The following is a 22,540-nucleotide window of genomic DNA, read 5'->3' as shown; positions in this document are numbered from 1 at the left end:
CATTAAAATTCGCAGCGGACGACATGAGGTCGCCCACGGGTAGCCGAGAGGGCTGGCCCGCCAATGGACTGAAATTCACAGGAATTCCCATGCGCAAGATGCTGATCGTGGCCGCCCTGCTGGCCGCCGCCCCGCTCTCGGCTTCGGCCGACGCCCTGAGCTACACCTACGTCGAAGGCGGTTGGACGCAGGTCAAGGTTGACGACAACGCACTGGACGACCCCAAGGTCGACGGCGGCTACCTGCGTGGTTCCGTGGCGATCGCCGAACAGGTCTACGTGTTCGGTGGCTGGTCGCGCACCAGCAAGACCAATCACTACGGCAATGATTCGCTGAAGCTGGAACTGAACCAGCCGGAGCTCGGCATCGGCTACCACATGCCGTGGACCGACCGCCTGGACTTCACCGCCGATGCCGCATGGGTGCGCCAGAACGCCGAAGCCACCGTCCGCTACGACGGCCTGCGTTTCAGCCAGAAGGATCACACCAACCTGGGCCGCGTCACCCTGGGTATCCGTGGCAAGCCGTCGCGCATGACCGAAGGTTGGGTCAAGGCCGGTTACATGGACGGCGGCAACAACTTCAAGGGCACCTGGGTCGGCACCGTCGGCGGCCAGATCAACTTCACCAGGACCTGGGGTCTGGTGGGCGAGATCTCCGGCTACCGCGACGTCACCCAGTACTCGGCCGGCGTCCGCGCCAGCTTCTGATCCAACGATCGCTCCTCGTCGTGCGATCGAACGGGCCCCGCAAGGGGCCCGTTTTTTTGGCCGGGGTACACCGCCATGTGACCTCTGGCCGCCATCGAAAGTAGTGCTGGATGCGCTAGGCTTGCGCGCCTCTGGAACAGGAAAACACCGTCATGAAGACCCCCACCCGTACCCTTCTGGCCAGCGTGCTGCTGTGCGCCCCGCTGATTGCCAGCGCGGCACCGGCCCAACTGACGCCCGAGCAGGCCTTCGACCTGTATGCACGCGTGCTGCTGGAGGACGACGCGGCCGCCACGCGCACGCTCAACGACGCACTGAAGCCGGCGTTCGAGGGCCAGGATGCCGTGACCCCCAACCCGGGTGCGCTGGCCAAGGCCTTGGCCGAACCCTGGCAGACGGTACTGGCCAGCACCGGCGCCAAGGTCGACGCTGCGGCCACCGAAGCGCTGTATGCCAAGGCGCTGCGTGATTCGAAGTGCCGCGCGACCAAGAGCGTGATCGAAGACAACGAGTACGTTGAAGACCAGAAACTGGCGCGGATCACCTACAACTGCCAGCTGCCCGACCTGGGCAAGGTCCGCCCGCTGTTTGCCGCCAGCCTCGCGTCTGACGCCAGCCCGGCCGCGCGCAAGCAGTTCACCGATGCCTATACCCAGGCACTGCTGAGTGGCATGCGCGTGCCGGTCAACGGCACCTTCACCCTGTACCCGGCCAAGGACAACGGCTACTGGTACAGCGGTAATTTTGACGATCTGGTGGGAACCGTAGCCGGTGCGCTGGCGCCGTTCGAGGACTGGATGCAGGATGCACAGGCCGCCAGCGCGCCGAAAGTAACCGGCGTACCGGGCTGCGACCTGCTGCTGCAGCAGCACCGCGCCTGCGTAGCGAAGATCGCGCCGGACCAGATCAGCGGCGTGGATGCGATGGCCGAGGAACTGAAGGCCAAGGCGCAGGTGCAATCGGCCGAGGAGATGACGCAGGAGTGCAAGGCGCTGCGCCCGATCGCCGAAATGATGTGGACCGACGAGTGCGCGTAAGCCACGTATAGAGCCGAGCCCACGCTCGGCTCATCGTTACCTGCGGCAACGGCGAGCGCACTTTCAGAACCGTTGCATGGCCTTGCGCGGCCTGCATGGTCAATGCTGTTGCCCTCTTCCACCGGGGCAACCGCATGAAACATCGTACGACGTCGACTACTGTCATGCTGCTGGCGCTGATGGTGTGTGGGCAGGCCGAAGCGTACAGGCCCAAGACCTTCATCATCCGCCCATCGGTTGCCTTCGAGTCGAACCAGCTACGTGACAGGGACATTGATGCACAGCTGAGCGAGAACGACGACTGCCGCGCGTTCCTGCAGTACCACGATCGATGTGCACCGACGGTCCTGCCGGACGAGTACGACGACGGCATCAGCCGCCGCAGACTACGGTCGAAGTCGACAGAGCTGGCGGGGGAAGCGCTCAGTGCCTACTGCCGCGACCTGCACGTGCTGTGGAAGCAGCAGTGGAAAGAACAGTGCCCCGCCTACGAAGACGAGGACGAGGACAAGGGCACCTGACGACGCCGGAGATACCGCCATTCCCTCACGGCCGCAGCAGCAGCCTGATGTCCTCGCCGACTTGGCGCTGGTCAACCACCCGCAGGCGGCGCTGCTGGTCCATGGCATCGATGCCGAGGCCGGTCAGCAACGGGCGTCCGCCGTCGCCCAGCAGTGTGGGGGCCTGGTACAGCAGCAGCTCGTCCACCCAGCCGCCGCGCAGCAAGGCACCGGCCAGCGTCGCGCCGGCTTCGGTATGCACTTCGTTGATGCCGCGTTCGGCCAGCAGGGCCAGCACCGCGCCCAGATCCAACCGTCCCTCTGCGCTGGGCACGCTGGCGAATTCGGCGTCGGCCGCATCCGGCGCGCTCACCGCCGCATCGTGCAGGTACAGCGTCGGGGCCCCGCCTTCGCGCACGCGGCTGCATTCCAGCGAGCGCAGGCGTGAATCGAGCACCACGCGCAGCGGTGGCATCACCTCAATATCGGCCAGGCGCACGGTCAGCATCGGGTCGTCGGCCAGCACGGTGTCGGCGCCGGTCAGGATCGCACCCGCACGTGCGCGCCAGTGCTGCACGTCTTCGCGCGCGGCCGGGCCGGTAATCCACTTGGAGCTGCCATCGGCCATCGCGGTACGGCCATCCAGGCTGGCGGCCAGCTTCACCCGCAGCCACGGGCGATTGCGCTCCACGCGCGACAGGTAACCCTTGTTGAGCTCGCGCGCCTGTGCCGCCATCAGCCCTTCGGCGACGTCGATGCCTGCATTGCGCAGCAGATCGAAGCCACCGCCATCGACCTTGGGGAACGGATCGCGCATCGCCGCGACCACACGCGACACGCCCGCTTCGATCAGTGCCAGCGCACACGGTGGCGTGCGCCCGTAGTGCGCGCAGGGCTCCAGGGTGACGTAGGCGGTGGCGCCACGGGCGTCGCTGCCGGCCTCGCGCAGCGCGAACACTTCAGCATGCGGGCCACCGGCGCGCTGGTGCCAGCCCTGCCCGACCACGCGTTCGCCATGGGCGATCACGCAGCCGACCATCGGATTGGGACGGGTGGTGTAGGCGGCACGCTCGGCCAAGCGAAGTGCGTTGGCCATGTGCAGGTGGTCGAGGACGGAGAACGGGGTGGTCATGCGGCCATGGTAACGCCGCCGGTGTGGATCCAAGCCGTCAGTGCCAACCAACGGTTGGCACCCACCAGTGAATGCGGCCACCGGTGCCCACCAAGGTTGGCACCCCCAAGGCAGAGGCAGTCAGCCTTTCTTTTTCTTGGTCAGGGCAATCACATCGCCCAGCAGCTGCAGCTGTTCGGTACTGGCCGGCAGCTCGCGCTCGAGCTTCTCGATCTCCTCGCGGAAATCGGCCACGTCCTCGAAGCTGCGGTACACCGAAGCGAAGCGCACGTAGCCCACGTGGTCGAGCTTGCGCAGTTCGTTCATGACGAACTCGCCAACCTTGATCGAGGGCACTTCGCGCTCGCCGCTGATACGCAGCTGGTGCACCACCGCACGTACCGCTGCTTCGATCTTTTCTTCGGGCACCGCGCGCTTCTGCAGCGCGCGATCGAACCCCGCGCGGACCTTGCGCTGGTCGAACGCTTCACGGGTGCCATCGCTCTTGACGATGGCCGGCAGCTTCAGCTCGACCGTTTCCAGAGTGCTGAAGCGCTCGCCGCAGGCTTCGCATTCCCGCCGACGGCGAATCGTCGCGCCGTCTTCAGAGACGCGCGAGTCGATGACCCGGGTATCGGCATGTTGGCAGAAGGGGCAATGCATGGAACGCCTGGCTCAGGGAGCAATTGCCATGGTCATGGCAGCGTCGCAAAGGTACCTGAGAAAGGGCGCCGCAGCAAATGCTGCCCGCGCGGAAGCGCCTGCATTCTGGCTACCCGGCGTGTCCGGCGAGTTCGGATGCCCGGCTCAACCGGGTCCGGGTGGCGGCGATGCCATGCGTGCCCAGCGCAGCCACGCCAAGTGCCCGGACATCACCAGTAGCGGCGGGCCAAACCCGAGGAAGCCCAATGTCGAGATCTCGCCATTGCTGATCGTGGAGTACAGCGTGGCGACGACCACGCCCGACGCGGCCAAGCCACCCAACGCCAGGCCGACCCAGGCCATGACCGGTGATTGGCGAAGGCCGGCAACACCGCGCCACAGGAACAGCCCGCTCAGCCACAGCCACGACAGCAGGCCGATGATGCCGGCCGACGACCACAGCAGCAACAGCGTGTACTCGTCGCCCGTCAGGTACTTGCCGTCCCATACGGCCATCAGCCCCAGCACGGCACCCGTGCCGCCTGCCGCCACGGTGGGCAGGCCCACCAGCAGGCCGGCGATCGCCATCCAGCGCTTGTGCAGGCGCTCATCCATGCGTTCGATGTCCTTCCATGGGCCACGTCATGCCCGGCGCTTGATCCACACCAGCATCGCAGCCGGCACCAGCATCGACGGGCCCAACAGCAGCAGGGCGATGCCTTCGGCGTGGACGGTGCTGCTCCACCACAGCGCCAGCCCCAGCGGGGGCACGGCGGCAAGACCGCCGGCCAGCAGCATCCACCACCAGAGGCGATGCACCTGCAGCCCGGCACGCCCCTGCAGCAGATACCCGGCGCTGAGCCACAACCAAGCCAGGCAGCCGGCAATGCCGGCCAGGCCCCACAGCGGCATCACGGTCACCGCAGCCAGCGTGCCATGGCCGAACTGGCCCAGCCCCGTCAGCAGCAGCATCAGTGCGGCAAAGCCGCCGGCCACCAGGCTGGGCAGGCCGAACAGCACGGCCAGGGTGGCGTACAGGTACTTGAGGCGGCGCTCATCCATGCGCGATCGCTGCAATGCCGGGGTCAGAGCCCTGCCCTGCGGGAAGGGATCCGACCCCTGTTTCGATCAGCCGTAGACCGGGTACTTGCGGCACTGCGCGCTGACGGCGTCGCGCACGCGGGCAATGACAGCGTCGTCGTTCGGTGCATCGAGCACGTCGGCAATCCAGTTGGCCAGGTCCACGCAGTCCTGTTCGACGTAACCACGGGTGGTCACCGCCGGGGTACCCAGGCGCAGGCCCGAGGTCACGAACGGCGAACGCGGGTCGTTCGGCACCGAGTTCTTGTTGACGGTGATGTGGGCCTTGCCCAGCGCGGCTTCCGCGTCCTTGCCGGACACGTCCTTGCCGATCATGTCCACCAGCATGAGGTGGTTCTGGGTGCCGCCGGAGACGATCTTGTAGCCGCGCGCGATGAGCGTGTTGGCCATCGCCTGGGCGTTCTTCACCACCTGCTGCTGGTAGGTCCTGAAGGCCGGTTCCAGCGCTTCCTTGAAGGCCACGGCCTTGCCGGCGATGACGTGCATGAGCGGACCGCCCTGGATGCCCGGGAACACGATCGACTGCAGCTTCTTGACCAGGTCTTCGTCGGCGCCCTTGGCGATGATGATGCCGCCACGCGGGCCGCGCAGGGTCTTGTGGGTGGTGGAGGTCACCACGTGGGCGTGTTCCAGCGGGCTCGGGTAGACGCCAGCGGCGACCAGGCCGGCCACGTGGGCCATGTCGACGAACAGGTAGGCACCGACCTTGTCGGCGATGGCGCGGAAGCGCGCCCAGTCGATCACCTGCGAATAGGCCGAGAAGCCGGCAACGACCATCTTCGGCTTGTGCTCCAGGGCCAGGCGCTCGACTTCGTCGTAATCGATCAGGCCCTGGTCGTTCACGCCGTACTGCACGGCGTTGAACAGCTTGCCCGAGGCATTCACCTTGGCACCGTGGGTGAGGTGGCCGCCGTGGGCCAGGCTCATGCCGAGGATGGTGTCACCCGGCTGCAGCAGGGCGAAGTACACGGCCTGGTTGGCCTGCGAGCCGCTGTGCGGCTGCACGTTGGCGTAGTCGGCACCAAACAGCTGCTTGAGGCGGTCGATCGCCAGCTGCTCGGCAATGTCCACGTATTCGCAGCCGCCGTAGTAGCGCTTGCCCGGGTAGCCTTCGGCGTACTTGTTGGTCAGCTGGCTGCCCTGGGCTTCCATCACCGCCGGGCTGGTGTAGTTCTCGCTGGCGATCAGCTCGACGTGGTCTTCCTGGCGCTGGGTTTCAGCGGCGATGGCCTTGGCCAGTTCGGGATCGTAGGATTCGATGCGGACGTCACGCGGGAACATCGGGTACTCCAGCAGGCAGGGAAAGGGGTACGGCTCAGCCCCTGATTGTAGCCCCGCACCGGCCCGCCGGGGCCGAAAAGGACGGGGCCGGCACTTCCGAAGGAATCCGGCCCCGTGCATGCCAGTGGATCCACGCCATGCGTGGACGTGGCCGCCGGCTCAGCGGCTGTTGATGATGTAGTCGGCGATGATGCCGGTTGCCACCGCCACCAGCAGCATGTTGCCGCGGTCGTCGCGGATCCAGTGGTGCCCATGCGGCGGGCGGCGCAGGTGGTAGCGCGGGTAGTCGTTCACCACGTAGATCGGGCCACGGTAGTAGTCGCGGTAGCGGTGGCCGACCTTCCAGCCGTAGCCCGGGCCATAGGCCGGTCGATAGACCACGCGCGGCGGCGGTGCCGGGCGGTAGTAGCGGTCATGGTCGCGGTGCCAGTCGCGGCGGTCGCGTTCCCAGTCGCGCCGGGCCTCGCGGCGGTCGCGTTCCCAGTCACGGCGGTCCTGTCGCCACTCGCGGCGGTCCTCGCGCCACTCGCGGCGGTCGTGGCCGCGGCGGTGGTCGTTGTCGGCGAAGGCGGGAGCCACGGCACCGAGCGCCAGCACAGAGGCCACGGCGCTGGCCATTACTCGATTGATGCGCATGTCAGACCTCTGTTTGGGTGGTGGTGAGCCCATATTGCGCAACCGATCTGAACCGTTTCCGGCTGGAAACGCTTCCCGCTGCAGGACTGTGACGCAGTATTCAGGCCACGGCCAGCCGGCGCCCCTGCGCCGGGCGCGGCCCGGAACCGGTTCCGGCTATAATTGGCGGTATTCCATTCCAGTCTGTGCCCGCTGCCGCAACGGGATGTTCCCGTGACGGGTCGGGTGCAGGGCCGCGCCTACGGAGACCTCATGTCGTCGCAATACATCTACACCATGAACCGCGTGTCCAAGGTGGTCCCGCCCAAGCGGCAGATCATCAAGGACATCTCGCTGTCCTTCTTCCCGGGTGCCAAGATCGGCCTGCTGGGCCTGAACGGCGCCGGCAAGTCCACCGTGCTGAAGATCATGGCCGGCGTGGACACCGATTTCGAGGGCGAGGCCCGCCCGCAGCCGGGCATCAAGGTCGGCTACCTGGCGCAGGAACCGGAACTGGACCCGAACAAGACCGTGCGCGAGTCGGTCGAGGAAGGCGTGGGCGAAGTGCTGCAGGCGCAGGCTGCGCTGGAAGCGGTGTATGCCGCCTACGCCGAGGAAGGTGCCGACTTCGACGCGCTGGCCAAGGAGCAGGAGCGCCTGGAGGCGATCCTGGCCGCCGGTGATGCGCATACCCTGGAAAACCAGCTGGACGTGGCCGCCGATGCGCTCCGCCTGCCGCCGTGGGATGCCAAGATCGCCAACCTGTCCGGTGGTGAAAAGCGCCGCGTGGCGCTGTGCCGCCTGCTGCTGCAGAAGCCGGACATGCTGCTGCTGGACGAACCGACCAACCACCTCGACGCCGAGTCGGTGGAATGGCTGGAACAGTTCCTGGCGCGCTACACCGGCACCGTGGTGGCCGTTACCCACGATCGCTACTTCCTGGACAACGCCGCCGAGTGGATCCTGGAACTGGACCGCGGCCGCGGCATTCCGTGGAAGGGCAACTACACCGAATGGCTGGTGCAGAAGGATGAGCGCCTGAAGCAGGAAGAAAACCAGGAAAAGGCCCGCCAGAAGGCGATCCAGAAGGAACTGGAGTGGTCGCGCCAGAACGCCAAGGGCGGCCGTTCCAAGGGCAAGGCCCGTCTGGCCCGCCTGGAAGAGCTGCAGTCGCAGGATTACCAGAAGCGCAACGAGACCAACGAAATCTTCATTCCGCCGGGCGAGCGCCTGGGCAACATGGTGATGGAGTTCAAGAACGTCTCCAAGAAGTTCGGCGACCGCCTGCTGATCGACAACCTCTCGATGCTGATTCCGCCGGGCGCGATCGTCGGCATCATCGGCCCGAACGGCGCCGGCAAGTCGACCCTGTTCAAGATGATCACCGGCCAGGAAAAGCCGGATTCGGGCGAGATCGTGATCGGCCCGACCGTGCAGCTGTCCTACGTGGACCAGAGCCGCGACAAGCTGGAAGGCAACCACAACGTCTTCCAGGAAATCGCCGGCGGCCTGGACATCCTCAACATCAACGGCATCGAGATCCAGTCGCGCGCCTACATCGGCCGCTTCAACTTCAAGGGCCAGGACCAGCAGAAGATGGTCGGTTCGCTGTCTGGTGGTGAGCGTGGCCGCCTGCACATGGCCAAGACCCTGCTGCAGGGTGGCAATGTGCTGCTGCTGGACGAACCGTCCAACGACCTGGACATCGAAACGCTGCGTGCGCTGGAAGATGCGCTGCTGGAGTTCCCGGGCAACACCTTCGTGATTTCGCACGACCGCTGGTTCCTGGACCGCATCGCCACGCACATCATCGCTTTCGAAGGCGACTCGCACGTGGAGTTCTTCCAGGGCAACTACCGCGAGTACGAGGAAGACAAGAAGCGCCGCATGGGCGACGACGCTGCGCCGAAGCGCCTGCGCTTCAAGGCGCTGAAGTAAGGCAACCGGAAAGGCCGCGCTCGCGCGGCCTTTCTCCTTTCGGTAGGTCACCACCGTTGGTGGTGACGCTTCAAGGCGTACCGACCAACGGTCGGTACCCACCACCAACGGGTCGAGATTCCCCATGTCCCTGTTCGAGCGCCTGTTCCAGCTGCAGCAGCACGGCACCACCGTGCGCACCGAGCTGCTGGCCGGTGTCACCACCTTCCTGACGATGTCCTACATCGTCTTCGTGAACCCCGAGATCCTCGGCACCACCGGCATGGACGCCGGCGCGGTGTTCGTGGCCACCTGCCTGGCTGCTGCACTGGGTTCGGCGGTGATGGCGCTGGCCGCCAACTTCCCGGTCGGCATGGCACCGGGCATGGGCCTGAACGCGTTCTTCGCCTTCACCGTGGTTGGTGCTGCCGGCCTGCCGTGGCAGCAGGCGCTGGCGGCGGTGTTCATCTCCGGCCTGGTGTTCCTGGTGCTGTCACTGACCGGCGTTCGGGCATGGCTGGTATCGGGCATTCCTTCGTCGCTGCGCTCGGCCATCGTGGCCGGCATCGGCCTGTTCCTGGCGATCATCGCGCTGCAGAAATCCGGCGTGATTGTCGGCAATGAAGATACGCTGGTGGCACTGGGACCGTTGAACACGGCGCCGCCGCTGCTGGCACTGGCCGGCTTCCTGCTGATCGCGGTGCTGGAAGCGCGCCGCGTGCGTGGTGCGATCCTGATCGGCATCCTGGCGGTGACCGGCGCCGGCTGGGCATTGGGCGATGTGCAGTACCAGGGCCTGGTTTCGCTGCCGCCGAGCCTGGCGCCGACCTTCCTGCAGCTGGACCTGCCGGGCCTGCTGCACCACGACGGTGGTGCGCCGATCGCCGTATTGCTGCAGGTGGTGCTGGTGTTCGTGCTGGTGGAAGTGTTCGATGCCACCGGCACGTTGTACGGCGTGGTCGGTCGCGCCGGCCTGCTGAAGCTGCCCGGCGCGCAGAAGCGTTTCGGCCGCGCGCTGCTGGCCGACAGCACCGCCATCGTGGCCGGTTCGGTGCTCGGCACCAGCAGCACCACGGCCTTTGCCGAAAGCGCCTCGGGCGTGCAGGTGGGCGGCCGCACCGGCCTGACCGCATTGGTGGTGTCGGCACTGTTCCTGGCCGCGCTGCTGTTCTCGCCGCTGGCGTCGATGGTGCCCAGCTATGCCACCGCACCGGCGCTGCTGTTCGTGGCCGGCCTGATGCTGCGCGAACTGGTGGAGGTGGACTGGAGCGACCTGACCGAATCGGTGCCGGCCGCGCTGTGTGCGCTGGCAATGCCGTTCACCTACTCCATTGCCAACGGCCTGGCCTTCGGCTTCATCGCCTATGCCGCGCTGAAGGCGGGCACCGGCCGCTGGCGCGAAGTGCATCCGGCGGTGTGGCTGGTGGCGGTGCTGTTCACCCTGCGCTACGCGCTGGAATGATGCCTGGCTGAGGGTCGGTCGGAGCCCACTGCGCTGCGTGGGTACCTGACCCCGCAGCGCTGCAGCTACCAGCGCGGCTGTAGGCGGCCGTCGGTGGCGAAGCGCCAGCGTCCTTCGGCCCAACCCACGCCGAACAGGGCCAGCATCTGCGAGTAATAGGCCGGTGCATCGGCGCGTTGCTGCTCGGCGCTGGGCAGGCTGGCCCGCAGCGACTGCGCGCGCTCCGCTTCGCCCTGCGCGATCAGATAGGGCAGCAGGGCCGCGCGGAATCCGTAGTTGCCTTCGCCCTGCCCCTGGCCACTGCGGGTGTCGATCTTTTCCCACATCGGTGCACCACTGCGCAGGCGCTGCAGCGGTCCGGACAGCGCCGCCAGCTGCGCGCGGAACAACGGATCGCGCGATGCGGTCATGCCTGCCCAGGTGTAGCAGCGGATGGCGTCGTAGCCGCCGACCGCACCGCGCACCGGATCGACGACGAAGCGATCGCCTTTCCACGCCGCCCAGTCCGGTGCGAACCCGTGCGGGCTGCTCTGCTGCAGCAACTGCACGCTGTTGCGCGCCAGCGCCTGCCACGGCCCGCTGCGATCCTCCGCCGCAAAGCGGCGCAGCAGCGGCAGTGGCAGATAGCTGGGGTTGACCCGCGTGGCGTCCCCTTCAATGAACCCCTGTGGGCCTGGCAACAGCATTGGGCCGAGCCCGGGCAGATCCACGATCTCGCGCGCCCGCACCTGCACCAGCATGCCCTCCGCGATGGCATTCAGCGCCGGACGGCGCCACAGCCGCGCGCCTTCCAGCAGCGCGTAGGCCAGCCAGAGATCGGAGTCCGAGGCCGGGTTGTCGTCCAGCACCCGCCAGGCGCCGGCGTCATCGCGTCCCCACAGCCAGGCCGGCAGGCGCTTGCCCATGTCGCCACCGGCAAGGTTGTCCTGGGTCCAGCCCAGGATGCGGTCGAACAGCGCCTGGTCGTTGTCGACCAGGGCGAAGAACAAGGCATAGGACTGGCCTTCGGAGGTGCTGCGCTGATCGTCCTGGCTGCGATCGATCATGCGCCCGTCGCGGCTCAGGCTGCTGTCGAGCAGTACCTGCCACGCCGGCCAGCGCGCGTCGGGCGCGGCCTGCACACGGCACACGCCGAGCAGCGGCAGCGTGGCGACCGCCTGCAGCAGGCGCCGTCGCCGCAGGTCAGCGGAATTCGCCATACGGCACCAGTGGTGATACGGGCAGCGGCAGGTTTCCCTGCCAGGGCTTGAAGGTGTAGCGCAGGTAGAGCTGGAACGAATTCGGCGAGAAATCGCGGCTGCGCTGGAGGGTGCCGGCAGCGCCCAGCACGAAGTGGTCGCCGAGGCGGCGCTCCACCGCGCCGTACAGGCGGTACCCGGTGCCCGTGCTGCTGCTGTCACCGGTGTACAGGCCGGCCTCGTCCAGCCGCAGCGGGCCGTACTGCGGCTCAAGCTGTGCAATCACGCGCTCGATCAAGGCCTGGTCGGGGAAACGGCTGATCGACGAGGTACGCGCACTGGACACACTGACCGAGCCATCCAGGCGCACCGACCACACGTCGTTGCGCCAGGCAAAGCTGACCGGCAGGCTCAGCGATGCATAGCGCTGCGGGCTGTAGTAGCCGCCCTGGCCCAGCGAGTAGCCGCCCAGGTCCTTCTGGTAGCGCCAGTACATCGCGGTGGTACCCACATCCAGCCGCATGTCGGGGCGCTGGATCAGCTTGTGGTACCAGCCCACCATCGCGCGTGCGCGGGTGTTGTCGACCACGTTGTGCCCGGTCAGCCGATGCCAGCTCCAGTTCGACCACACGCCATCGCGGCCGCCCTGGTCGTAGCCGAGGCTGAAGGTCACGCCGTTGGCGGTGACGCCGCCCCAGCTGATGCCGCTGCGCGGATCAACCGCACCGGCCTGCGACAGCAGCGAATTGGTCATCGGCCGCCGCGACAGCGTGGCGCCCCAGCCGAAGCGCCCGAGGTCGCCATTGAGGGTGACACCGCCAAGCCAGTTGCCGACCACGTAGTTGGACGGGGTGTGGCCGATATCGACGTTCCAGCGGTCATCCAGGGTGCGCCAGCCGACGGCGAAGCCGGCACCGGAGGTGCGCCGCTGGTGCACGAAGCGGGTGCAGCCCGGTGCGCGCAGGCGGCTGTCGTCGGCCTGCAGCAGATCCAGGTCACAGCTGCCGAAATCCTCGTCGTAGGCGCCGCTCTCATCGGTCTGGAAGCGGCCCGCATCGAAGCTGACCTGCTCGATGCGCGCCCAGCCCAGGCCACCGGCGAATGGCGCGTCCAGATGCGCGATGCGGGTATCGCGCGACAGCCGCGAAATGCCCGGCGTGCCATCGCTGCGGCGACCGGTGTCCTGCATCACCGTCAGGGTGGGATTCTCCTGCTGGTACAGGGTTTCCACATCGCTGCGCAGGCTGCGCCGCAACCAGTCATCGCCGGCTGTCTCGCGGCTGGCCAGGGTCAACGCGCGGTTGTCGCGCGGCGTGACCTGGCCGGGAGCCAACAGGCCGTTGTCGGCCATCGCCTGCGCGTACATGTCCAGCGCCTGCTGAGGATCATCGCGGCGCACCAGCCGTGCCGCATCACGCCAGGACTGTGCGTCGGGCCCGGCCTTGCGCGCAAGCAACGCGCGCAGGATCGCCAGGGCCTTCGTGTCCTCGCGCAGGTCGGTCCAGATGGTGGCGAGCTGACGCTGCTGGCCGATCTCGTCATCGTCCACTGCCGGCGGTGCGTCGTGCATCTGGCGGCGTGCGCTGGCCAGATCGCCGGTGCCAATCCAGGCCTGGACCTGGCCCAGCTGCGCATCCACATTGTCCGGCTGTGCGGCAAGCACGCGCTGGTAGTAGTGCAGCGCCTGCACGTGATCGCCGCGCAGGCGCGCCCACTCGGCCATCAGCAGATCATTGTCGGTGCTGGGCGGTTGCTGCTGCAGCAGCGCGATGGCTTCGGCCTCCCTGCCCTGCGCACGCAGATCCCACAGATGATCGACCAGCTGCTGCCGCTGCAGGCGCGCCGACAGCGCGCGGATGTCATCGTTCCACTTCGCCTGCGGCAGCGCGTCGAGTACCGCCAGCGCTTGCGGCAGCCGATCGGATGCCGACAGGTAGAGCGCCTGCGCGTAGCGCGCTTCGGCGCTGTCGTTATGCGTGGCCATGTCGGCCACCGCCGCGTCGGCCTCGTCCTGCCGGCCAGCGGCGCGCAGCTCGTTGGCCAGCGCGTAGGCCAGCCATGCATCGCCCGGCAGTTCGCCGCGCAGCTTCTGTCCCAGCATGATCGCGGTGGTCGCATCACCGGCAGCCAGCGCCTGCTCGCGACGCTCACGCAGGTGGCTGATCTGGAGCTGGCGCAGGTCTTCGGCATACAACCTGCGTTGCGCAGCGGGCAGTGCGTTGATGAAGGCTTCCAGCCGCTGCGGGTCGGTGCGGCCGTACAGCTGCACCAGCTTGCGGATCACGTTGGCATCGTTGGGCGCCATCCGCCGCGCAACCTGCAGCTGGCGTTCGGCTGCGGCGTCGTCACCGCGGGCCACGGCCACGTCGACCAGGCCCAGTGCAGCATTGACGTCGCGGGGCTGCTGGCGATGCGCCTGCGCATAGAGGCGCTCGGCCTCGTCCAGCCGGCCGGCCGCCAGCGCCGCATCGGCCTGGTCCAGCTGCAGCCAGTAGCGGGTGCTGGCGATCAGGTCGCGCCACTTGTCGTTGCTGTCGCCGGCCGGGGTGGCCTGCACCGCACGCTGGAAATAGCTGATGGCCTGCTCGCGGCGGCCCTGGCGCATCAGCGCCATGCCCAGCCCCCCCAACAGGTCGGGCTCGCGCGGATAGCCGCGCAACGCCTGCAGGAAAGCGCGCTCGGCCTCTGCATTGCGGCCTGCGTCGAGCAGCTGCTGGCCGCGCAGGCCGGCGCGCCACGCCGGGTCGCTGACCCGCTTGTGCTGGTCGGTGTAGCGCTCGCGCACCAACGCGATGTCGGCAAACGCTGGGTTGCGGGTGATGAAGTCCTGCAGCCGGCGCACGCTGCGGTCGTCGGCCGGCTGATCCTTCAGGTAGGCCCATTCGGCGTCCGCCGCCATGCCGCGGGCCTCCGGATTACGCCCCATGCGCTGCAGCGCGGCGAGCGCCTCTGCATCGCGGCCGGCAGCGAACAGCATCTGCGACAGCGCCTGCAACAATGGCACATTGCCCGGATAACTGCGGTCCAGTTCGCCCAGCGCACGGATCGCCTGTGCACGCCCATCCGGCTGGCCGCCGCGCAGGCGCCAGTACTCCAGGCCCAGCTGCAGGCCGGGTGGATCATCGTTGAACAGGCGGCGGTAGATCGCCAGCGCTTCGGCGCTGCGACCACCGGCAGCGAACAGGCGCGCCTGCTGCAGATCCTGCTGCAGATCACCGCGGTAGGCCCTCCAGAGGCGTTCGCCGGCGGCCAGTTCACGGGTACCTGTACCGATCTCGCGCAGGCGCTTCAGGGTCGCCTCGGCATCCTGCAGCTTCTGTTGCGAGAGCTGCACTTCCAGGATCGCCACCAAGGTGCCGCGATCATCCGGTGCCAGCATGCGCAGCCGCGCCAGGGCGTCTTCGATCAGACTCTGGCGACCGGTGGCCTCACCGATGCGCACCTGCTGCAACAGCCACTGGCGCTGCTCGGCGACGGTTCCGCCCGGCGTATCGGGCAAGGCCTGCGCCGCGCAGGGCCCGGCACCGGCCAGTCCCAACAGGACGAGGCCGGACGCGGTGACCAGCGGATGCCGCGTACGTGCCATCAGTGCCCCGGGTCCAGGCGCTTGGCCGCGACCCAGCGCAGCGCGCGCCACAGCAGGAAGGCGACCATCAGCACCACCAGCGTGGCCAGCACCGCCAGCAGCGCCGGGTGGTCGGCCAGGTGGTACCACAGCAGCAGCCACCACGGCAGCGCGCCAACGTAGTAGTGATCACCGACGAACTGGCTGTGAATGCCCGAGGTACGCAGGATCGCCACCGAGCCGGCGATGGCTTCGCGCTTGCCGGTATCGCTGAGTGCATCGTGGAGCAGGCCGTAGTCGGCGGCATTGCTGGCGGCCAGCGAAACGATGCTGCGCTGCGCATGCGTCGGTGACTGCATGCCGATGATCGCGGCAAATGGTGCCTGCGCGCTCACTGCCACTTCGGTCACCGCTGGATCGCCATCGCGGCTGCCACGGCGGGCCTGTTCCATCGCCTGCTGCGGCGATGGCGACTGGCCATTGAGCAGGCGCGTGCGCTGGTCGTCGATCAGCAGCGACAGCTGCTGGCTACCGCGCAGTTCGGCCGGCAGGGCGCCCAGCATCAGCAGGTCCGCATCCAGCGCGCTGGCCTGCTTCCAGTCATCGGACAGGCGCAGCCCATAGGCCGGATAGCCGCTCTGCACGCCCAGCCCACCGATCAGGTTCAGCAGCAGGCTGACCTGTGCCTCGTTGGCTTGGGGCGGCACCAGCACGACAGTCTCCGACAGATCGGCCATGCGGGTGAAGGGGAATCCACTGAGCGCGAACGCGGACAGGTCCGGCAGGCCCATGTAGTGATGGAATCCGGAGAAGTCGATGGTCGAGTCGTCTTCGATCGCTGCCTGCAGGTTGGGCGGCAGCACGGTCTGGCAATGATCGCGCTGCGCACTGCCCATCACGCTGGCAAAGTTGAAATCGAAACGCAGCTGGTTGCGGTCGCCCAGTTTGAGCGCCGGAATCAGCAGGCGACCGTCATCGGCACCGGCATCGCCAGCCAGCACCGGCAGGCGGATTTCCTCCAGGCCCTGCTTGCCGTTGCGGCGCACCAGCGGGAAGCTGGAGATGAACTGGTCGTTGATCGCCACGCCCAGCCGCGACTCATCGCTGCCAAACGGCGGCGTGTAGCGGTAGCGCAGGTTCAGCGGAATACCCTGGTTGCGCCAGATGAACAGATCCGGCGGCAGGTTGAGGTTGACCGTGATCGGCTGCGGCGACACGCCGTTGGCGTGCAGTTGTTGCGGATAGTCGAGCAGTTCAGCCAAGCGGACGGCGCGGTCGGTGCGCACCCAGTTCGGTGCGTCGTACGGCTTGCGCGGGGCCAGTGGCTTGACCTCATCGACACTGACCTGGCGGCCGCGGAACAGCACGTTGCCGGCCGCCATCGCAGCCACGGCCTTCTGCAGGTCGTCATCGTTGCGGCCCAGCACCAGCAGCAGCTTTCGCTGCGGATCCTCCGGCAGCGACATCAGTTCGATCATCGGGCCCTTCACCGGAGCATGGTTGGCGATCACCGGCGGGAACCTGCCGTTGACCGCCAGCACCACCGCGTGGCCCTTGTCCGGCAACGTGCCGAAGCTGACCGGGAAACGTGCCTGGCGCCACCAGCCGGACAGGCTGCCGAAGTACGAGGACATCACCGCCGCCGCCCGCTGCTGTGCCAGGCTCGGCGCAGCGGCGAACACCACTGGCAGTTCCAGCCGTGCTGTATCACGCGGATCGAAGAACGGCAGCGGGAAGTTGGCCAGGTCGTCCTGCATCGCCAGCGGCTGGCCGCCCAGGCGCAGCGTGCTGTTGCTCGAGAGATTGACCCACAGCGAGCTGTGCGTCGGCTCTTCGCAGATGTCGGTGTAGTGGCCGACGAACTCCAGGCGGACCTGGTTGAAATCAGCAATCAGGCGCGCGTCCAGCGGTAGCTTGGCCTGCACCGGGCGGCCCAGCTGCTCGTTGCTGATCGGCACCACGCCCATCATCGCGTCGTTGAGATAGACCCGCAGGTGCGACAGGGTCGGCAGCAGCGACGGTGAAGGCGTGAAGCTCAGATCCAGCTCGGCATCGCGGACCAGGCGGTCACGGCGGACCTGGAACTCGAAGGTGGTGGCATTGCGCACGCCCGACAGCAGCGTGTCCTGGCGGCGCCCCAGCTGCGCGAAGGTGTTCTGCCGCTGCCAGGGCCAGGCGCTGCCCGCCCAGGTCTGCGCCAGCGCGGGCTCGGTACCGGTGGCAGGCGTGGTGGCTGGCGCGGCCGGCACCCCCGGCGCCGGCGGAGCGGCAGGCGCGGTAGTGGGAGGGACAACCGGCGCCGGGGCAGGCGCGCTGTTGCCTGACGCCACGGGCAGGGCCAGCAGGGGCAGCAGCAGCCAACGCAGAGAGGACGGACGGGTCATGGACGAAGCCCTGGATCAGCGGCTGGGTCAGCCGGGTGGGAAGGAAGCGGACGTTGCGGAGCAAAACTGGCCAGCCATCGCAGCAGGCGACGGTTCCAATGTGCGGGGCGGTCGAGGTCGAACGGTGCGAAATCACCCATCCGCCGGTAGCCGCGCCAGCCCAGGACCAGCACGCTCCACAGGCTGCGCGGCAGGCTCTTGGGCTGGTAACCGGCGTGCCAGTCAAGCCAGGCATCGGCGCGGGCGAAGGTGCATTGGGCGAACTCGACGCGCTGGCGCTCGTCCTCGAACAGCAGCAGCAGGCCCAGTCGCTGGCCGACCGTGCGTTGCACGCGCGCCGGGAATGCGAACTCGCGGCGACCCCGCCCCAGCAGCACCTGCACGCGCTGGCCTTCGGCCAGCTGTGCGTCTTCGCCGAGTTCGACGCCCACGCCATCGTTGGAGTAATCCTGCAGCACGCCGCGCAGGCGGCGGCCATCGGGCACCTGCAGCGCCATCGGCAGACGGGTGGTGACGCGATGCGTGCGTCGCACCTGCTGCACTTCGGCCGCCACCGCCAGCGCACCGCCGATGATCAGCAGGTTGTACAGCACCCACAGCGAACTCACGATCACCGTGCCACGCTCGTCAAGTGGGCCGTGCACGAAGCGCCACACGGCAAAGCACAGGCCCAGCACGTTCAGCAGCGCCAGCACCAGGTAGGGCTGCGCCACGCGCCAGTCGAAACGATCGCCGGCCTGGGTACCGCCCTTGTCGGTGACGTTGAACTTGCCGCGGCCCGGACTGAACAGCGCCACGGTGGTGGGCCGTGCGATGTACCAGGCCAGCACCGTCTCGTACACCTCACCCCAGAACGGACGCCGGTACTTGCCCTGGATGCGTGCGTTGGTCAGGCTGGCGTGGGCCATGTGCGGTACCACGAACAACAGGATGGCCAGCGCTGGTGCGTAGATGATGTACACATGCAGCAGCAGGAACGCCAGCGGCGCAGTGAGGAACACCAGGCGCGGAATGCCAGCCAGGAAATGCAGCATCGCGTTGGCATAGCAGAAGCGCTGGAACAGGCTCAGGCCCTTGCCCAGCAACGGGTTGTCGATGCGAAAGATCTGCACCATGCCACGCGCCCAGCGGATGCGCTGGTTGACGTGCGCGCCGAGGCTGTCGGTGGCCAGGCCGGCCGCCTGCGGAATGCGCAGGTAGGCCGAGTTCCAGCCCTTGCGGTGCAGCCGCAGCGCGGTGTGCGCATCCTCGGTGACGGTCTCGGTGGCAAACCCGCCGATGGCATCGATGGCTTCGCGCCGCAGCACCGCGCAGGAGCCGCAGAAGAACGCCGCGTTCCACAGGTCGTTGCCGTCCTGCACCAGGCCGTAGAACAGCTCGCCTTCGTTGGGATCGCTGCGGAACACCTGCAGGTTGCGTTCGAATGGATCGGCCGAGAAGAAGTGGTGCGGGGTCTGCACCAGCGCCAGTTTGGGATCGCGCAGGAACCAGCCGCAGGTGATCTGCAGGAACGACCGCACCGGCAGGTGGTCGCTGTCGAAGATGGCCACCAGCTCGCCATCGATCAGGGTCAACGCATGGTTGAGGTTGCCGGCCTTGGCATGGCGGTTGTCGGCACGGGTGATGTAGTTGACCCCGGTGCGCTCGGCGAATGCGCGGAATTCTTCGCGCTTGCCATCATCAAGGATGTGGAGGCGCAGCTTGTCGGCCGGCCAGTCCAGGCCCATCGCCGCGTACACGGTGTGCCGCACCAGCGCCAGGTCTTCGTTGTAGGTGGGGATCAGCACATCCACCGTCGGCCACTGGCGGATATCGGCCGGCAACGGCGCCGGGCGGCGCCGCAGCGGCCAGGCCACCTGCACGTAACCGAGCATCAGTACGAGCCACGAGTAGGTTTCCGCCGCCAGCAGCACCACGCCACAGACCAGGTCGAAGGTGCTGTTCCAGTTCAACGTGGCCGTATAGCGCCACCACAGGTACCGGCAGGACACGGTGATCGACAGCACGACCAGTACCAGCGTCGCATAGCGCCCCTGCATGCGCCGCACCAGCAGCGCGATGGCCCACAGCAGCACCACGAACACGAACTGCGCCAGATAGGTGAACGGCTGGGTGATGCACAGCGCCGCCAGCCCCAGCGTGGCCAACCCGACCAGCAGGGTCAGCAGGTGCCGCGAACGCGGCGACAGGCTGCCCATCTTCCGGCCGAACCACGCCGCCACGCGGCTGTTCCAGAATTCACTGGGTGCATCGCGCATGGCGCGCAGGTAGCGCAGGCGGCCGCGACCGGCCGCACCGCGCAGTTCGGCAATGCGTTCGCGACGGGCCCGGGCCAACCGTTGCCGCCTCAGCGAGGGCTGCGGTACCAACCGCACCACCGACAGCCACATGGCCTGGATCAACAACCGCAGTGGATCGCCCGGGCGCCAGCGGCGGTCACCCTGGATCTGCGGGAAGGCGTTGCGCAGGCGCGGGGCCTGTGCCTGCCATGCCGGCCCTTCCAGGCGCAGGAACGCCCAGCCCACGCACTGCAGCAGCCACAGCAGCGAGCGGGTTGGCCAAGGCGCATGCACGCGTTCGCGCAGGCGCCCCCAGTCCAGGTAGTAGACGCGGGCGCCCATCAGCGTGTCCCCGCAACGGGCTGGCGCCGTGCGGCCTCGGCCAGGCACCACAGCACCAGGCCATCGACATCGGCAGCGGCCAGCGAATCGGTCGCATAGCGCCCCAGTGGCTGCTTGCTGGCCAGCGCGGAGGGCACCCGCGCATCCTCGTGCAGCGGCTGCGGCACCAGCCGCGGGCCGTGCGCGTGAAGCCACAGCTGCATCAGATCACGCTGCACCGGGATGACCGGGTCATAGCGGTTGGCCAGCAAGAGGCGTGTGTCCTCCGGCTGCCGCTGCAGGAACACGTGGCTGACCGGATCGACACAGGCCAGGCGCAGCGGCAGCGTGCAGCGCACGTGCTGGTTGATGGCCGCTGCATGCGCCGGCAGGCGCTGCGGCAGGTCGAACAGGATCCAGTCGAACTGGGTCTCCAGCAGCGGAATGCGTTCGGCCCAGGTGCCCGGTGCCTCTTGCAGCTGCTGTTCGATGCGCATTGCGGCCTCGCTATCGACGCGACCATAGGGCAGCACCGCAAGTCCTGCTGCAACGGCGTAGGCGGCATCACGCCAGTCCGTGCCGTCCAGCTGCGCGCGCCCCCAACCGTTGTCCACGTCGGCAGGCAGCCCCAGGTGCAGGCCGAGCATCTGGTCCGGACTGCATTCGACCAGCAGGACGCGCTGGCCCTGCGCGTGCAAGCCCTGGCCGAGTGCGGCCAGCACCGTGGTGACACCGGTTCCGCCATGGATGCCCTGCAGCGACAGCACGGTGCTCATCGGCGCGGCTCCAGTTCGGCCAGCAACGGCCAGCGCGCCAGCGCCTGGGCACGCTCATGCTGGGCAGAGAAGTCCACGTAGGGCAGCCCCGGCATGCCCAGGCTGCGGCGCAGCAGGTCGATATCGTCCTCTTCCACGGACAGCGTGACCGGTACGGCAAGGATGTCGGCAGGCATCAGCGTGCCTCCTCGGGGTAGGGGCTCCAGGCCTGGCTGCCCTGCAGCTGCAGCCAGGGCTTGCCGGCGTACTCGATGACCTTGGCGCCTTCGTTTTCCGACACCGACGGTGTCTGCGGCAGCCCCTTCAGCAGGCTGTCCCAGTTGCGCTCGCTCGGCGGCGACTGGGCGTTGAGCGCGTACACGCGCGAAACCAGCTCGGACACGGCCAGGTAGCTGCTCGGTTCGGGGACATGACGCGGGCCGCCGGCCGCCGGCGCGCCCATGCCGATCAGCTTCACGCCCACCGGCACGTGGGTGATCGACGGGCTGGGAATCTCGCGCATGCCCGGAATCTGCATGCGGTCGCCATGCAGGGCCGCGCCATGCTCGGGTACCACCACGATCATTGCGCGGCGGCCACTCTTCTCCACCGCATCGACGAAACCGGCCATGTCGCCCAACACCATTTCCGCACGTGCCTTGTAGTCGGCGGCGTTCGAACGGCCATCGGCGCCGACGATGCGGTTGCCATCGTGCAGCGAAATCGTGTTGTAGAACAGCGCCACCTGCTGGCTGGACCCGGCCAGCCGCTGTTTCCACCACGCCATCAGCACATCGCCATCGCGGCGCAGCGGCGACTTGTCGAACGCCACCAGCGCTTTAGGAAACGCGCTGATATCCATCGGCTGTGCCTGCAGCCCGCCGTACTGGTGCAGTTCACCGATGAAGTCGTCGAAGTGACCGTCGTGGTTCATCGCCAGCTCGCTCTGGAAGCCCAGACGCTGCAGGTTCGAGAACAGCTGGCACTCGGCCGGCACCGGATCGAACAGCCCGGTATGCGAGGTCTGGCCACAGCTGGCGCGCAGCAGGCGGATCGCCGCCGGGCCGCTGTAGGCGGTTGCCGAGTTGAAGTCGTCGAACACCACGTCCATGTGGTCGAGCAGATTGTTCTGGCGCAGCCCCACTTCATCCAGATCGCTCCATGCCAGCGAGCAGATGTTGAGGATGATGACGTCGAACGGCGCGCCGCTGCCCGGTGCCGGGAAGCTGGTCTTGAGGCTGGCCTGCTGCTGGTAGAAGCCTGCCAGCCATGCGTTGAGCGTCTCGTTGTTGGCCGGCGGCAGGCCGCCACCTGAAGTGCCTGCGACGCTGGTGGTGGCCGCGGTGGCGGTACCCTGCCCCCAGTTCCAACCCGCCGGCATCGGTATCGCCATCACAGCCAGGCCAAGCATGCCCAGCACGCTCAGAGTGGTGATGCGCAGCCACGGCTTGAGCAGTACGTAGGCCAGCACCAGCATCGCCAGTACCGCCACCATCTGCCAGTTGATGAAGCGCTGGGCCAGCTCGAGCCAGTAATCCGCCGAGAAGTCCAGCACGCCAGGTTGCACCAACAGGCGCCGGAATGGCGGCCCAGCGCACGCCACAGCGTACCGAGCATGGCACCGAAGGGAATCATCACGAGCGCACAGGCGACGATCAGGGTCCAGAGTTGCTGGTCGGTGG

General features: G+C 67.7%; 18 protein-coding genes. 5 read left to right on the top strand and 13 right to left on the bottom strand.

The annotated features are described in order from the left end of the window. The first annotated feature begins 89 nt into the window (after positions 1–89). From AC5P7R_RS11210 to AC5P7R_RS11200, 3 genes are all read left to right on the top strand, one after another. Complete coding sequence (locus AC5P7R_RS11210; protein ID WP_021204340.1) at positions 90–710, top strand: outer membrane beta-barrel protein; 621 nt, start codon at positions 90–92, stop codon at positions 708–710. A 152-nt stretch (positions 711–862) separates the two neighbouring features. Beyond that, positions 863–1,747: a hypothetical protein gene (locus AC5P7R_RS11205; RefSeq protein WP_021204339.1), complete on the top strand. Its 885-nt coding sequence runs from the start codon at positions 863–865 to the stop codon at positions 1,745–1,747. A 134-nt stretch (positions 1,748–1,881) separates the two neighbouring features. Further along, positions 1,882–2,268 (top strand): hypothetical protein, encoded by a 387-nt coding sequence (locus AC5P7R_RS11200; protein ID WP_031270790.1) that lies wholly within the window; start codon positions 1,882–1,884, stop codon positions 2,266–2,268. A 25-nt stretch (positions 2,269–2,293) separates the two neighbouring features. Here AC5P7R_RS11200 and ribD read toward each other — a convergent pair whose 3' ends face one another. From ribD to AC5P7R_RS11170, 6 genes are all read right to left on the bottom strand, one after another. Continuing rightward, positions 2,294–3,379 (bottom strand): bifunctional diaminohydroxyphosphoribosylaminopyrimidine deaminase/5-amino-6-(5-phosphoribosylamino)uracil reductase RibD, encoded by a 1,086-nt coding sequence (gene ribD, locus AC5P7R_RS11195; RefSeq protein WP_188250043.1) that lies wholly within the window; start codon positions 3,377–3,379, stop codon positions 2,294–2,296. Between the two features lie 120 nt (positions 3,380–3,499). After that, positions 3,500–4,021, bottom strand: a complete 522-nt coding sequence (nrdR, locus tag AC5P7R_RS11190; protein WP_019661036.1) for a transcriptional regulator NrdR — start codon at positions 4,019–4,021, stop codon at positions 3,500–3,502. 144 nt (positions 4,022–4,165) lie between these two features. Next, positions 4,166–4,615 carry a hypothetical protein gene (locus AC5P7R_RS11185; protein ID WP_111098849.1) on the bottom strand — a complete coding sequence of 150 codons (450 nt, stop codon included), beginning with the start codon at positions 4,613–4,615 and terminating at the stop codon, positions 4,166–4,168. Positions 4,616–4,642: 27 nt separating this feature from the next. Then, positions 4,643–5,062, bottom strand: coding sequence for a hypothetical protein (locus tag AC5P7R_RS11180; RefSeq protein ID WP_111096753.1), 420 nt, complete (start codon positions 5,060–5,062; stop codon positions 4,643–4,645). A 66-nt stretch (positions 5,063–5,128) separates the two neighbouring features. Next, positions 5,129–6,382: a serine hydroxymethyltransferase gene (gene glyA / locus AC5P7R_RS11175; protein ID WP_019661033.1), complete on the bottom strand. Its 1,254-nt coding sequence runs from the start codon at positions 6,380–6,382 to the stop codon at positions 5,129–5,131. 159 nt (positions 6,383–6,541) lie between these two features. Beyond that, on the bottom strand, positions 6,542–7,018 hold the full coding sequence (locus tag AC5P7R_RS11170) for an RcnB family protein (RefSeq protein ID WP_019661032.1): 477 nt from the start codon (positions 7,016–7,018) through the stop codon (positions 6,542–6,544). Between the two features lie 252 nt (positions 7,019–7,270). Between AC5P7R_RS11170 and ettA the strand changes: the two genes are divergently transcribed. Both ettA and AC5P7R_RS11160 read left to right on the top strand, forming a co-directional pair. After that, positions 7,271–8,935 (top strand): energy-dependent translational throttle protein EttA, encoded by a 1,665-nt coding sequence (ettA, locus tag AC5P7R_RS11165; protein WP_005415249.1) that lies wholly within the window; start codon positions 7,271–7,273, stop codon positions 8,933–8,935. A 124-nt stretch (positions 8,936–9,059) separates the two neighbouring features. Continuing rightward, positions 9,060–10,376 carry an NCS2 family permease gene (locus AC5P7R_RS11160; RefSeq protein ID WP_019661030.1) on the top strand — a complete coding sequence of 439 codons (1,317 nt, stop codon included), beginning with the start codon at positions 9,060–9,062 and terminating at the stop codon, positions 10,374–10,376. A gap of 65 nt (positions 10,377–10,441) precedes the next feature. Here AC5P7R_RS11160 and bcsZ read toward each other — a convergent pair whose 3' ends face one another. The 7 genes from bcsZ to bcsG are packed head-to-tail and all read right to left on the bottom strand — an operon-like array spanning position 10,442 to position 22,461. Next, positions 10,442–11,575 (bottom strand): cellulose synthase complex periplasmic endoglucanase BcsZ, encoded by a 1,134-nt coding sequence (gene bcsZ / locus AC5P7R_RS11155; protein ID WP_478436201.1) that lies wholly within the window; start codon positions 11,573–11,575, stop codon positions 10,442–10,444. After that, positions 11,559–15,140, bottom strand: coding sequence for a cellulose synthase complex outer membrane protein BcsC (gene bcsC, locus AC5P7R_RS11150; protein ID WP_478436200.1), 3,582 nt, complete (start codon positions 15,138–15,140; stop codon positions 11,559–11,561). The genes bcsZ and bcsC overlap by 17 nt, the downstream gene beginning before the upstream one ends. After that, positions 15,140–17,503: a cellulose biosynthesis cyclic di-GMP-binding regulatory protein BcsB gene (gene bcsB, locus AC5P7R_RS11145; RefSeq protein WP_026347130.1), complete on the bottom strand. Its 2,364-nt coding sequence runs from the start codon at positions 17,501–17,503 to the stop codon at positions 15,140–15,142. Before bcsB ends, bcsC begins: the two co-directional genes overlap by 1 nt. Further along, complete coding sequence (gene bcsA, locus AC5P7R_RS11140; protein ID WP_021204330.1) at positions 17,500–20,124, bottom strand: UDP-forming cellulose synthase catalytic subunit; 2,625 nt, start codon at positions 20,122–20,124, stop codon at positions 17,500–17,502. Before bcsA ends, bcsB begins: the two co-directional genes overlap by 4 nt. Beyond that, a complete protein-coding gene (gene bcsQ, locus AC5P7R_RS11135) occupies positions 20,124–20,879 on the bottom strand; it encodes a cellulose biosynthesis protein BcsQ (protein WP_329842815.1) in 756 nt (251 codons plus the stop codon). Before bcsQ ends, bcsA begins: the two co-directional genes overlap by 1 nt. After that, a complete protein-coding gene (bcsR, locus tag AC5P7R_RS11130) occupies positions 20,876–21,055 on the bottom strand; it encodes a cellulose biosynthesis protein BcsR (protein ID WP_021204328.1) in 180 nt (59 codons plus the stop codon). The genes bcsQ and bcsR overlap by 4 nt, the downstream gene beginning before the upstream one ends. Further along, positions 21,055–22,461 (bottom strand): cellulose biosynthesis protein BcsG, encoded by a 1,407-nt coding sequence (bcsG, locus tag AC5P7R_RS11125; RefSeq protein ID WP_495213852.1) that lies wholly within the window; start codon positions 22,459–22,461, stop codon positions 21,055–21,057. The genes bcsR and bcsG overlap by 1 nt, the downstream gene beginning before the upstream one ends. Between the last annotated feature and the right edge of the window lie 79 nt (positions 22,462–22,540).

The sequence above is a fragment of the Stenotrophomonas sp. YJH_SMC_27 genome, assembly GCF_059369815.1.
Note: the sequence above shows the minus strand (reverse complement) of the source record. Positions and strands in the feature narration are given on the sequence as shown.

Coding starts and splice junctions, on each gene's coding strand:
- AC5P7R_RS11200 (WP_031270790.1), top strand. CDS start 1,882: ATGAAACATCGTACGACGTCGACTACTGTCATGCTGCTGGCGCTGATG.
- AC5P7R_RS11180 (WP_111096753.1), bottom strand. CDS start 5,062: ATGGATGAGCGCCGCCTCAAGTACCTGTACGCCACCCTGGCCGTGCTG.
- bcsZ (WP_478436201.1), bottom strand. CDS start 11,575: ATGGCGAATTCCGCTGACCTGCGGCGACGGCGCCTGCTGCAGGCGGTC.
- AC5P7R_RS11170 (WP_019661032.1), bottom strand. CDS start 7,018: ATGCGCATCAATCGAGTAATGGCCAGCGCCGTGGCCTCTGTGCTGGCG.
- ribD (WP_188250043.1), bottom strand. CDS start 3,379: ATGACCACCCCGTTCTCCGTCCTCGACCACCTGCACATGGCCAACGCA.
- bcsB (WP_026347130.1), bottom strand. CDS start 17,503: ATGACCCGTCCGTCCTCTCTGCGTTGGCTGCTGCTGCCCCTGCTGGCC.
- AC5P7R_RS11210 (WP_021204340.1), top strand. CDS start 90: ATGCGCAAGATGCTGATCGTGGCCGCCCTGCTGGCCGCCGCCCCGCTC.
- nrdR (WP_019661036.1), bottom strand. CDS start 4,021: ATGCATTGCCCCTTCTGCCAACATGCCGATACCCGGGTCATCGACTCG.
- bcsA (WP_021204330.1), bottom strand. CDS start 20,124: ATGGGCGCCCGCGTCTACTACCTGGACTGGGGGCGCCTGCGCGAACGC.
- bcsR (WP_021204328.1), bottom strand. CDS start 21,055: ATGCCTGCCGACATCCTTGCCGTACCGGTCACGCTGTCCGTGGAAGAG.
- glyA (WP_019661033.1), bottom strand. CDS start 6,382: ATGTTCCCGCGTGACGTCCGCATCGAATCCTACGATCCCGAACTGGCC.
- bcsQ (WP_329842815.1), bottom strand. CDS start 20,879: ATGAGCACCGTGCTGTCGCTGCAGGGCATCCATGGCGGAACCGGTGTC.
- bcsC (WP_478436200.1), bottom strand. CDS start 15,140: ATGGCACGTACGCGGCATCCGCTGGTCACCGCGTCCGGCCTCGTCCTG.
- ettA (WP_005415249.1), top strand. CDS start 7,271: ATGTCGTCGCAATACATCTACACCATGAACCGCGTGTCCAAGGTGGTC.
- AC5P7R_RS11160 (WP_019661030.1), top strand. CDS start 9,060: ATGTCCCTGTTCGAGCGCCTGTTCCAGCTGCAGCAGCACGGCACCACC.
- AC5P7R_RS11185 (WP_111098849.1), bottom strand. CDS start 4,615: ATGGATGAGCGCCTGCACAAGCGCTGGATGGCGATCGCCGGCCTGCTG.
- AC5P7R_RS11205 (WP_021204339.1), top strand. CDS start 863: ATGAAGACCCCCACCCGTACCCTTCTGGCCAGCGTGCTGCTGTGCGCC.